10 protein-coding genes are annotated in these 12,578 nt (G+C 40.5%); 7 read left to right on the top strand and 3 right to left on the bottom strand.

All coding sequences use genetic code 11. The features are described from left to right. Nucleotides 1-470 precede the first annotated feature (470 nt). Nucleotides 471-1,670, bottom strand: coding sequence for an ISAs1 family transposase (locus tag ACUVJL_RS11545; RefSeq protein WP_445245974.1), 1,200 nt, complete (start codon nt 1,668-1,670; stop codon nt 471-473). 380 nt (nt 1,671-2,050) lie between these two features. Here ACUVJL_RS11545 and ACUVJL_RS11550 point away from each other — a divergent pair, with 380 nt between their 5' ends. The 4 genes from ACUVJL_RS11550 to ACUVJL_RS11565 all read left to right on the top strand — a co-directional run bounded on the left by ACUVJL_RS11550 (nt 2,051) and on the right by ACUVJL_RS11565 (nt 8,752). Beyond that, on the top strand, nt 2,051-4,051 hold the full coding sequence (locus ACUVJL_RS11550) for a CHASE2 domain-containing protein (protein ID WP_445245975.1): 2,001 nt from the start codon (nt 2,051-2,053) through the stop codon (nt 4,049-4,051). Between the two features lie 13 nt (nt 4,052-4,064). After that, nucleotides 4,065-4,835, top strand: coding sequence for a DUF928 domain-containing protein (locus ACUVJL_RS11555; protein ID WP_445245976.1), 771 nt, complete (start codon nt 4,065-4,067; stop codon nt 4,833-4,835). Nucleotides 4,836-4,840: 5 nt separating this feature from the next. Further along, a complete protein-coding gene (locus ACUVJL_RS11560) occupies nt 4,841-5,137 on the top strand; it encodes a tetratricopeptide repeat protein (RefSeq protein ID WP_445245977.1) in 297 nt (98 codons plus the stop codon). Nucleotides 5,138-5,227: 90 nt separating this feature from the next. Continuing rightward, on the top strand, nt 5,228-8,752 hold the full coding sequence (locus ACUVJL_RS11565) for a CHAT domain-containing tetratricopeptide repeat protein (RefSeq protein WP_445245978.1): 3,525 nt from the start codon (nt 5,228-5,230) through the stop codon (nt 8,750-8,752). A gap of 364 nt (nt 8,753-9,116) precedes the next feature. Here ACUVJL_RS11565 and rpe read toward each other — a convergent pair whose 3' ends face one another. Beyond that, entirely contained in the window at nt 9,117-9,818 is a 702-nt protein-coding gene (gene rpe, locus ACUVJL_RS11570; protein ID WP_445245979.1) for a ribulose-phosphate 3-epimerase, read from the bottom strand. Between the two features lie 18 nt (nt 9,819-9,836). On the opposite strand from rpe, the gene ACUVJL_RS11575 reads away from it, so the two are divergent. From ACUVJL_RS11575 to ACUVJL_RS11585, 3 genes are all read left to right on the top strand, one after another. Continuing rightward, nucleotides 9,837-9,989, top strand: a complete 153-nt coding sequence (locus tag ACUVJL_RS11575) for a hypothetical protein (protein WP_445245980.1) — start codon at nt 9,837-9,839, stop codon at nt 9,987-9,989. Nucleotides 9,990-10,061: 72 nt separating this feature from the next. Then, on the top strand, nt 10,062-10,436 hold the full coding sequence (locus ACUVJL_RS11580; RefSeq protein ID WP_332954095.1) for a hypothetical protein: 375 nt from the start codon (nt 10,062-10,064) through the stop codon (nt 10,434-10,436). 104 nt (nt 10,437-10,540) lie between these two features. Next, a complete protein-coding gene (locus ACUVJL_RS11585) occupies nt 10,541-11,956 on the top strand; it encodes an LCP family protein (protein WP_445245981.1) in 1,416 nt (471 codons plus the stop codon). A gap of 513 nt (nt 11,957-12,469) precedes the next feature. Here the strand turns inward: ACUVJL_RS11585 and ACUVJL_RS11590 are convergent. Continuing rightward, on the bottom strand, nt 12,470-12,578 hold a 109-nt coding region (locus ACUVJL_RS11590), incomplete at its 5' end, for a transposase (RefSeq protein WP_445244738.1).

Raw genomic sequence — 12,578 nt, forward strand, 5'->3', positions numbered from 1 at the left:
TGGAACTCAAAGAAGTCCCGAACAGTTTTTTTTCAATAATAAAGGAACAAATGGAGTCATATTTTAATTGGGTCAACAGGTAAAAGATGAGTAATTTTACTCATTGACAATAGTGCTTTTAGCTTAACTTGTGACTAATGACCTGTTGCTGAGCGTTGTGTTGCTGAGCGTGTGGCTGAACCTGAAGCTGAAACAAATTGAGGTTGAGAGAAATTGGACTGACTAATTTGGACTTGAGAAGAAGCGGAACCGCCGAGAGCTGGATGACTCAAGCCATGAGTACCCAGGGTAAACGCATCTAAATTAATTTGACAAACACCTAAATTTGTGCATTACTAAATAACTAAAAAAACTTTTAAAAATCATTAACTTTAACCACATTTAAGCAAATTAAATCAGAACCTTAAGATTTTCTAAACTTCTTAAAGCCGGATAATTTTCCTTCTTAGATAGGTGTTAGATTTCGAGCATTAACTGGCAGAATTTAAAATTTGCACTAAATAATTATTGTCCATTGCCGCTCGATACCGTTTCATTTTTAGACTTTGTTTGGAAGTTTTTTCTTGTTTTAGTAAATTTATAGCCAAGCGACGTAGAAGTGCAAAATTTTCGGGAGAGTTCTGTTTCCGAATCCGGCTTTCATCTTCACAAAATGTCACATCAAGCGTCCAATGTAAGCTATTTTCAATGCCCCAATGACGGAGGATAGCCCCAGCAATTATCTCAGCATTACTGCTTAAACTACTCAAATAAAAACGAGCTTCAGTCGTGGTTTTATTCCACAGCCGTCCTTCACTAACTATCATGACAACTGTTTTTAATCCCGTCCATAATTCTTGATTGTGCAGAGGTGGTAACTCGGATACATCAACAGTCCAAACTTGTCTTTTTTCCACTCGATGATGTCCAGCTTCTACTTGCTCATAATAACTGTAGTCTCTGCCTAAATCATCTGATTTTTTAGCTACTTCAAACCACTCTTTCACAGCTTGATAGAGGAGTTTTTGATTCCCTTTTAAAGCTAAAACATAATCTCCTTTTTTCTTGATAATCAGAGATGTTATGTCTTTTTGACAGCCCATAGCATCTATGGTTATTACGCTTCCGGCAATCTCTAACATTTCTATTAATGCCGGAATTGCTGTCAGTTCATTTGATTTTTTATCGACTTTTTTTTGACCTAAAACCAATTGATGAGATGAAGACCAGGCTGTAACTATATGTAGCGCTTTTTGCTGGTCATTTCGGTCATAAGATTGTTTCATCGTTTTGCCATCAATGGCAATCACGTTTAGTTCTAATTCCCCGACTATGGCATTTACCCAACTCAAAAAGCATTCTTGAAACTGTTGTGGTTCAATTCGGGCAAATACCCGACTAAATGTGTCATGAGATGGTATGCCATTCGGTAATTCTAGAAAGCTTTTTAACCATTCATATTTGGCATTACCATAGGCTTCTATTGCCACCCATCCGTCGGCACCGCTAATGATAGCTAGAATCGCAATCGCTATAATATCTTTGAGTAAGTGTTCTTTACTTCTTTCTATTCTGGGGTCTTTCAAATTGGCAAAATGTTCTAAAAAACTGGCATTTAAAATATTCATTGAAGGCAATGAATCTGTTTGTTTTTGTTGGGAAGTTACAGCTTTACTAAAACCTCTTGCCATTGATAGCACCCATAAACTACAACAAACTACATTGAAAGTTAGTCGGATTTAACTGTAGCATATTTTGGGTGAAAGTTAAGATGCGTTTACCCTGGCGATCGCGTCACTCAATTTTTTGAGGCCGATCGAGAGATGGCTGCAACTACCCGTCAAACTGTGCTGGAAAAAATTGCGAGCGATCGCGATTCTGCTCAAAACTTGATTAAATTCTGATTTAAGTTTATAGTAGTAGCGATTGCCTGTTAACTATCTCATACCAAGTCCGGGTTTAATACCTCCTTTATTGTCATTGCGAACGTGAAGCAATCGCAAAGACTCTGGCTTCAAATGAAGGATTTATAAAGGGGATAGATTACCCGGATTTAGTATCAATTCTAAACATGAGTGCTAATAGTCCTACAAAAATTCTATTTCTGTCTACCGATCCCCGCGATGTTTTGCGGTTGCGGGTGGGTCAAGAATTGCGAGATATTCGAGAACAACTCAAACTCGCTAATCTGCGAGAAGAATTTATCTTAGAAGATCGCACTGCTACCCGTCCGAGAGACATTAGCCAAGCAATTTTGGATTTCAAACCCCATATCGTTCATTTTTCCGGACATGGAACTGAAACTGGTAATTTGTGCTTTGAAGATGAATTGGGTAAAGTTAAACCTGTAACGCCAAAAGCTTTAACTGCTTTATTTAAGCTGGTTGCTCATCAAGTCAATTGTGTGGTTCTTAATGCTTGTTATTCAGATATTCAAGCTGAGGCAATTGTCGAGCATATTTCCTGTGTAATTGGCATGAATAAAGCTATTGGCGATCGCGCGGCAATTATTTTTGCTGTCGGTTTATACAAAGCATTAGTTGCAGGGGAACCTGTCGATCGCGCGTTTGAGTTTGGTCTTGTAGACTTGCAGCTCGAAGATATTCCAGAAGAGTTAACTCCAGTTATTCGTAAAAAAAAAACTAACCTAGGTTCGGAAGAAAAAGAAGAAAAGGCGATCGCTGTTATTCCAAACCAGGATCTAACTCCTCCTATTTCTATAGAGGTAGAAGAGGAGAATTCTTTTTTTGAAAAAGAGCAGCAGGAATCTAGCGATCGCTCTTCTAACGATAACTTATCTCAAGAAGAGGAAGAAGAAATGTTTGGCACTCGCTTGCCTCCAAATCCACCAATTAACGATCGTCCAACCTGGATGAAAAAAGTTGGCGGTGTATTATTGGCAAGTTTGCTCGGCACTGGCTTAATAGTGGTAGTGAGGCAGTTAGGTTGGTTAGAAATATTAGAATTAAAAGCTTACGATTTTTTCTTGCGATCGCGACCGGAAGAAGTTGCGGAAGATTTGCGAATAGTGGTGGTTGAAGCTAATGCTGAGGATCTTAAAAAATATGGGTTTCCTTTACCCGATCGCGTTTTGGCGCAAGTTTTGCAAAAGGTAGAAGCGATGGAACCACAGTCGATTGGTTTAGATATCTATCGAGACATTCCCATAGAACCTGGAAATAAGGAATTGCTGGCACAACTAAAAAGCGAGCGTGTGACTGCTGTCTGTCAAGTTCCTTTTGAAGGAAATGCTGGTGGGGTTGCTCCACCTCCAGGAGTTTCTGAAGACCGTCAAGGATTTAGTAATGTGGTTTATGATATCGATGGTGTTATTCGCCGTCAGCTATTAGCGATCGATGTAGAGCCGACGTTAAGTTTTCGCTGCACGGCTAACTATTCTCTCAGTTTTTATTTGGCACTTTACTATTTACAACAAAAAGGAATTGAACCCAAAGATACTTACCCAGTACAGCTAGATCGAACTGTATTCAATGGTTTAGATATCGCTTCAGGCGGCTATTTTCAGGAACATTTGAAAAAGCGAGGATATCAAATCTTGTTGAATTATCGATCGCCTCAAAAATTAGCACGACGAGTTACAGTTAGCGATGTGCTGGACGCTCGCATTAAACCCGATTGGATTAAGGAAAGGATAGTTCTTATTGGCGTTACCGATCCTTCTAAACCCGATATTCATCCCACACCCTATGGAAAAATGCCGGGAGTTTTGGTTCAAGCGCAAATGACCAGTCAAATTATCAGTGCAGTGTTGGATCGAAGAGTGTTGTTGCAACCTCGATCGCCATACGTTGAAGTTCTCTGGATTTGGGGTTGGTCTTTGGTGGGAGGGGCAGGGGTTTTGGTGTGGAAGAAACGTCTCGATCGGGTAGCTGCGATCTCTGTCTCCATCGCTGTTTTAGCCCTCATTTCCTATATTTGGTTCGTCAATGGGATTTGGATACCGCTAATTCCCGCAGCGATCGTCCTGATAATTACAGCCAGGATTGTATTAATCGATCAAGCAAGTAACAACTTATACGTTCTTTTTGCTATACTGAAGAAATTCTCTTAAAATCAAACTCCTAATGATCGCTCAGACTACTAAAATCGTTCCTCTGACAGTCATTTTGGCGATTTCCAGTAACCTCTGTACCCCTACAGAACTGCCAGCAAATACTTTTTCTCCAGAGTTATTTAATCCTATTTTTGTTGCCCAAAGCAAGAGAAGAAGAATTATTTTAAAGCTACCACCAATAGATGCACCTGGTTCGCGACAGGGAGGTGCGGCAAGTCGCGGTGAATGTCCGAATGTAGAAACCCAACTGACTGCTTTGATTCCCCCTACACATACTGGTTTAAGTGCATCAAATAGTCCAACTTTCTGGTTTTACAATCCCTATACTATTCCCGCAGAATTTATTTTAATGGACGAGCGTAGAAATGAAGTTTATCGCACGACTGTATCTTTCACAGAAGAAGGAATTATTAGCATCCAATTACCCCAAAATATGACATTAAATGATGGCAGGCGATATCGCTGGACATTCTCTGTTATTTGCAATCCAAATAGCAGAGTGGATGATATTTTGGTGAGTGGAGAGGTAAAGCTCCAGTTGCCAAATTCTGAGATGCAGAGGCAGTTAGCCACAACTACAGAAGAGCGAGATCGTCTGTTAATTTATGCTGCTAATGGCTATTGGTTCGATACTTTAACAACCCTAGGCAAACAGCGCCTGAAAGAACCAGATAACCACGAGTTGCTTGCAGATTGGAACGAACTATTAGGTGAAGAAAAAATCAGATTGAATGATATTTCTTCAAAATCATTGTTAGGAGAAGCTCAAAGGAAAAATTAGAAACTATGAAATTATTTAACTTTGTTAAGACAATTGCGTTCGTGTCTTGTTTGATGTTGCTTTTAGAGTCTTTATCTAGTTCTATTTTAGTACAGCCAGTGTCAGCTAAAATTTCAAATTCTTCTAGTGAAGATACAGATGGTATTTTAAATCCATGTCGAGAGCATTTGCAAGCTAAGCAATATGAAGCAGCATTAGAGTCTTGCAGACAAGCCTTAGATATCTATCAGAAGATGAAAAATAAATTGGGAGAAGCCAAAGCTTTAATTAATTTAGGAAATGCTTACTTTTTTTTCAAATAATATATTCAAGCAATCTCTCTTTATCAACAAAGTTTAGCAATTTCTCAGGAAATAGAAAATTTAGAGTTAGAGTCTAAATCTCTCAATAATTTGGGAAATGCTTGGCTTCAGCAGGGAATTCAAAAGTTTAATAGCGGGCAAGCAGAAACAGCTTTAAAAAATTTACAAGAAGCTGAAAATATTTTTCGTCGTTCAGGAAATAGCCAAGGAGAAGGCACAGCACTCATAAATGCGGGATTAGTTTACATATATTTACAAAATACAACTCGCGGTATCGATTCCTTTAAAAGAAGTTTAGCAATTGCTCGGCAAATTAGTGATTCAGAATTGGAAAATATTTCTCAAAAAGCATTATCTTTGTTTGAAGGTAAAAATTCTCAAGAGGCTGCTGCACTTGTAAGATTGCTAAATCTATTCCAAAGTCAAAGTGAAAGTGAAAATAATTCTGAAAAAACAAAAGCTGAGCGACTTTATCAACAGGGAATACAACAATATTATCGCGGGCAATTTTCAGAAGCTTTACAATATTTTCAGCAAGCTTTAAATGGTTTTCAAAAAATAGGAGATCGCCTTATGGAAGCAGATACTTTAAATAATATTGGAATTATTTATACGAACACAAGTAAATTTACTGAAGCAATTAATTATTTAGAAAGTTCCTTGAATATATCAAAAAAAGTTAATGATTATATTCGTCAAGGACGCGCATTATTTAACTTAGGAGGAGTTTATTTGCAACAAAACAATTATCAAAAAGCTTTAACCATTTATCAACAAGTATTAGATTTATCTAAAGCTACTAAAAGTCGCGACCTGGAAGGTATGGTTCTCAATAATATTGGGGAAGTTTATCGTCGTACAAATCAGCACAAGAAAACAGAAAAATTTTATCAAACAGCTTTAGCGATTGCTAGAGAAACTCGCAATCGTTCTTTAGAAGGTAACGTTCTAAATAATATCGGCATTGTTGCTTTTGAGTTACAGCGGCATCAAGAAGCTTTAAAATTATATCAAGCAGCTTTAAATATTGCTATAGAATTAGGAAATCAAGGTGAAAAAGCTAAAATTTTAAATAACATTGCTGCTAATTATAAACAACAAGGAAAATATAAAGAAGCTTTAGAATATTTAGAGCAAGCTTTAATTAATGCTCAAAAAATTAATTCTAAAATTTTAACTAGCTCGATCTTCCGCACTCGTGGAGAAGTTTATCAAATTCAACGTCAATATAAACAAGCACTTGCTGATTTTAGACAAGCATTGACTATTGCCAAAGAAATTGAAAATAGTTCATTGGAGGCAGATATTTTAGCAAATATTGCTGGCATTTATTACAAATTAAGCCAATATCAGGAAGCATTAAAATATTACGAAGAAGCATTATCTCTGGCAGTCAAAATAGAGAGCTATGGTAATTCTTTAGGAGATCGCAATCTAAAGCGTCGTATGCTTAATGACAGGGCTTTACTACATATAGAAATTGGTCAATATCAAGAAGCTTTAGAGGCATATAAAGAGATTCTCACCATTATTGATAATGCGCCTGATAGTTATATATTGCAAAAAAACTTAGCGACTAACCTCACAAATATAGCTATTTTAATCGGAAATTTAGCAAATAATTTAAAAGCAGAAGAACTAGATAATCATAGCTTAAATTTACAGATTTCATCTAGAGAAGTATTTAATTTATCATTAGAAGCTTATAATTCAGCATTAGCAATTTTTAAAACTATTGAATATCCGATTGGTCAAGGTAGGGTATTGAATGGAATTGGTAATTTATATAGCAAAATGAATGAATATAAAACAACATTGAATTTTTATCAACAAGCTTTGGATGTTGCTGTAAAAATTGATGAACGAGAGTTGGAAGGAATTGTTCTAAATAATATTGGCTTGGCTTATCAGCAACAAGGACAGTATCAAAAAGCCTTGGAATTTTATCAGCAATCTTTAGTGTTAGCCAGGAAGATTGGAGATCGCGCTCTAGAAGGAAATACTCTCAGCAATATGGGTAGTGCTTTGTTGAAAATCGGTCACCTAAAAGAAGCAGAAAATTCCCTGCGCCAAGCGATGAATGTATATGAATCTTTGAGAGTAGAATTAGAAGACAAAGAAAAAATTTCATTGATCGATCTACAAACCGCAGTTTACAGAAATCTACAAAGAAGTTTAATTGCTCAAAACGAAACAATAGCAGCTTTAGAAATTTCCGAGCGAGGACGTGCCCGTGCGTTTGTAGAATTACTTACCCAAAATTTATCTTTACGATCTGATAACTTACTTGATATTCCTCATATCACAGTTCAACAAATTACAGAAATTACTCAAAAGCAAAATGCAACATTGGTTGAGTATTCAATTGTATCTCCCGAAGAAATATATATTTGGGTAATACAAAAAAATGGAAAAATTACTGTTCGCCACAGTCAACTCAAGTCTCTAATACCAGATATTTCTTTATCAGCTTTTGTTAGAAAAAGTCGTGAGTCTATTGTTAAAGAGGGAGCTGTTGCTAATAATAGACCTGCATCTAGAATAACTGGCAATAACAACCAGATAAGTAGCACAATTAACCAACTTGCTCCAGGTGATTTAGTCAGGCTAAACGACGATTTGCCATATTACCCAGCTAGGGAAGTAATATCTATCGATCGCCAAAATGGTATGCTGACAATCAAGCTCCCAAACTCCGATCCCATTCAACGTCCCATAGCTGATGTCGTCAAAAAAGTTGAATTTCAAAATATCCACAACCAGGAGTTACAAACACTTCATCAATTACTCATTGAACCCATCGCTGACTTACTACCAAAAGATCCAGAATCCCGTGTTATCTTCATTCCTCAAGGGGAGTTATTTCTCGTTCCTTTTCCTGCCTTGCAAGATGCCAATGGCAAATTCTTAATCGAGAAACACACTATCCTCACCGCACCATCTATTCAAGTATTAGACTCAACCCGTCAAATTCGCCAGCGAGTTACCAGTAGCGCCACAGATGTGTTGGTAGTAGGAAATCCAGTCATGCCTAAAATTGCATCAATACCGGGGAAACCTCCACAAAATTTATCTCCTCTACCAAATGCTGAAATCGAAGCTAACAACATCGCCAAACAATTCACTACTTCCGCATTAATCGGCAGCCAAGCCACAAAAGCTAATATTCTCCCCATGCTGCCCCAAGCTAAAATAATTCATCTAGCTACCCACGGAATATTCGACAACTTACGAGGATTGGGAAGCGCGATCGCCCTTACCCCCTCCGGTAGCGATGACGGTTGGCTGACCGCCGAAGAAATCTTCAACCTCAAACTCAACGCCGAATTAGTCGTTTTGAGCGCTTGCAACACCGGACAAGGACGCATTACCCAAGATGGAATCATCGGACTATCCCGTTCCTTAATTTCTGCAGGTACTCCCAGCGTTATCGTCTCCCTGTGGTCGGTTCCCGATGCTCCCACAGCCCCCTTAATGGTTGAATTTTATCGCCAGTGGCAAGAAAAGAAACTCAATAAAGCGCAAGCACTACGCCAAGCCATGCTAACAACCATGAAACAGCATCCTCAACCTAGAGACTGGGCAGCATTTACCCTCATCGGCGAAGCTGAATAAACAGTTGTGCGATTCCTTCGTGTTGTAGATGTTAAGAACTTATCAACAAAACCGCACAAAATCTCCTAAATTGTTTTAGCAACCAAAGTACACGCATCTATCTGTTTGTGATCTTAATCAAGAATCCCCTCGATTCATCGGTGGGGAGTGTCAATTTCGTTTCTCCTTTCTATCCCGTTTCATCCCACACTGACCTCGATCGGCATAGCGTGGGGATTCCCGTCTGTTTAGCTAAAAAGTTATGCAACAGTTTGTAGTGAGGACTTCAGTCCTTTCTTAAATCTTTTAGCCACTAAGGACTAAAGTCCTGACTACGAACCAGTTTTATTCTGGGTAATTCACCGGACACGATCGAATTTTTAAATTAAACCGCAGCCAACTCAGGAGTCGGGCGCTTGCTGTGGCGGATACCCTCGATCGCGCCTGCGTAATCATTCGCCTTAAACACAGCAGAACCAGCGACGATCGCATTTGCGCCCGCTTCCAGAACCTGCCAAGTATTGTTCCCCTTCAAACCGCCATCCACCTCAATCCAAGGATCGAGGCCCTTGTCGTCGCACATTTTGCGCAACTGGCGAATTTTCGGCAAAACACCCGGGATAAAACTTTGACCGCCGAAGCCGGGATTCACGCTCATAATCAGCACCAAATCGCAAAGTTCCAGCACGTACTCGATCAACTCCAAAGGCGTCGAAGGATTCAGAACCACACCAGCCATTTTGCCCAATTCCCGAATTTGGCCGAGGGTGCGGTGCAAGTGAGGCGAAGCATTATGCTCGGCGTGAACCGAAATAATGTCAGCACCAGCCTTAGCGAAGTCCTCCACGTACTTCTCCGGCTCCACAATCATCAAGTGGACATCGATCACCTTGGTAGTAACAGGGCGAATTGCTTCAACAATCAGCGGCCCGATAGTAATATTAGGAACAAAGCGACCGTCCATCACATCTACGTGAATCCAGTCAGCCCCAGCTCGATCAACAGCCTGAATCTCTTCTCCGAGACGGCTAAAATCGGCTGATAATATGGATGGAGCAATAACGATCGGTTTTTGGGATTGGGTCATGGCTAAGTCTGTTCTCCTGTGTCCTGTGCTGTATCCAGTTTATCAAAATACGGCTCTCCGGGTCGAAAAGTTGCCAACGCTCGATCGCCAGAGCCGCAGCGCCGCAAAATTTTGCCTCTGACAGACAAGTTTTGCGATCGCACCAGCCCTGCTATCCCAATTTTGGTTTAGGATATAAATTTTCCGTCCAACTAATAACTTTTGTGCAAAATCTGACCTTCTGCAAATTTTGAGTAGCGAATTATGAAAAATAGAGATCCCTTAGACAATCCTGAACTCGATCGTGCAAGTCTGTTTGTATTAATGATCCCAGTCATCGGCTTTTTCCCCGCCCTGTGGACTCTTTACCGTCGTCAGGGCAGCCCCGAACGCAAAGCCGTCAGCCGCTTGGCAATTGCCCTTGCTTTTAGTTGGCTTTTAGGACATATTCTTTTAGAAGCTGGAGCGATTTCTGCGGAATCTCCGACACTTCCCATGTTATTAATGAGTAGCCTGCTGACAACCAGCTATTTCATCGTTGCTGTGGGACTGATGGTTCGCCTCTGGAAGCGTCAACCGCTATGGTTGCCCGGAATTAGCCGCGTAGCCGAGCAAGTGGTGGGCAAACATTTATCATAATTTAGGGTTCTTTTAAGCCCCTACCCTCTTGATTGAGTGCGTCTTCAGCTTGATACTACATATTGCCATTATCTTTTTTATTTCTGTTGTGTGTGAGGAAGCCAGTGCCAGCTCAAAAAATTCCTAATCAAGACCCTATCCAACAATCAACTGCTCAACCTTCAACCAAAAAATCGAACCAGCCCCATCGAGGCCGTTGGCTGGGTTTTGGTTTTGGTTTGGCGGGAGTAGCCATGCTCTCAGCCACAGCCGGAGCGTTGCTAGCCGTCTCCCTTTCGACAACGCCACTTCAGCAACAAAAGTTGAGCCCTGAAGAAGCGGCGGTATTTTCTCAAGGCGACATGGCAAAGCTCAGCATGAAGATGCCGGAGCTGACTCGCCCAGTTAATATTTTAGTTTTAGGACTTAAAGTTCTGAGTTCAGACCTCAACGGCCATCCCGATAAGGAGCAGGGATACGATGTCTGGCAAAACTCTTTCAAGGGGTTAACCGATACCATGCTGTTGGTTAGGTTTGACCCTCAAAATAAAAAGTTAAGCGTGCTTTCCATTCCGCGAGACACCCGCACCTATGTTGAAGGCAGGGGTGTCGTGAAAATCAACGAAGCCAATTACTACGGCGGCCCGGCTTCGTCAGCCAAGTCAGTCAGCGGACTCTTAGGCGGCGTGGGAATTGACCGCTATGTCACAGTCAATATTCAAGGCATAAAAAGCTTGGTAGATGCACTTGGTGGCATTACTATTAATGTCCCTAAAGACATGAAGTATACCGATGAAAGCCAGCATTTATATATAGATTTAAAAGCTGGCAAGCAGAACCTCAACGGCGAACAAATCGTGCAATATTTGCTTTACCGGCACGACGATTTGGGGGATATCGGGCGGGTGCAGCGGCAACAATTGTTGATGCGGGCTTTTGTGGAACAGGAAGTTAATGTAGGTTTACTGTCTCGACTACCGAAGATTTTATCGGTGATTCAGTCTCACCTTGACACAAATTTGAGTATTGAAGAATTGGTGGCTTTGGCTGGTTTTGCTACTAAAACCGATCGCGCTGGCGTGCAGATGTTGATGGTTCCCGGCAGGTTCAGCGATTCTAAGGATTACAAGGCTAGTTTTTGGTTGCCAGACCAAGATGCCATCGAAACTCTGGTGGCGAAACATTTTGACTTCGGCCAAAATACTTGGCAAATTGAAAATGTTGATGCGACTTTTCTGAAGGTGGCGATTCAAGATAGTACCGGAGATCCATCGGCTGTTGAAGATTTTGTCAATACTCTGACTCGCGCTGGCTATCGGAATGTTCAGGTTTATAAAGCTTGGCCCGAACCGCTGGAGGTAACTACTCTAGTAGCTCAAGACGGCGATGTTAAAGGTGCTGAAGCGATTCGCCAGTTTTTGGGCTTTGGAGATGTGCTGGTTGAGAGTACCGGTTCTTTGCAGTCGGACGTGACAATCAGATTGGGTCAGGATTGGCTGAGCAAAAAAAATCTGTCTGGCCGGGAATTTAAGTCTTTTTAAACTGGGTTTTAACCGCGGTATTTGTAGGGACACAGCATTGCTGTGTCCTCTTCTTTTCTGTGGGTAGAGATGGAGGCGATCGCTTTTTTGGCGATTTACTCATACAATCCTGGACGCACTAATCCTCAGCAACCCGGTTGATTCGTAGATTTCTAATTACCAAACCAAGATTTTTCCGTATAAACCGGGTTTATGAGCTAGGACTTGCAGACTCGGATGCCTGGAAGGTTTTTTACCGGGATTAAAGGCTATAACACAGTCTTTTCCTAAAAAAACCCGGTTTCTGCGCCATTCCTATGATACTATCTTTTTTGGTGATGATGAATCACGATCGCAATACCGATACTTCCCTCCCCAACCATAACTGAAACAATAATCAACGAGGGAAAGCTTAAGATATTTTATAAAGGTAGGGTTGATGAAAAACGGTCCTAAAATAGACCGACAGCGCGAACATCAAGCAAATGAACGCACGTTTATTGGGCTCTCTGGAACTTACGGTGATATTTTTATCTAATTAGAAAAGCAAGCTAATACACGATCTCGAAAATTGTCAAAATTAGAAAAGCCATATCCTTGTCGCATAATCAACTTAATTCGATTATTTATCCCCTCCATCACT

Origin of the sequence: Microcoleus sp. OTE_8_concoct_300, from assembly GCF_031383065.1 — a bacterium.
In the GTDB taxonomy this organism is placed as follows: Bacteria; Cyanobacteriota; Cyanobacteriia; order Cyanobacteriales; family Microcoleaceae; genus Microcoleus.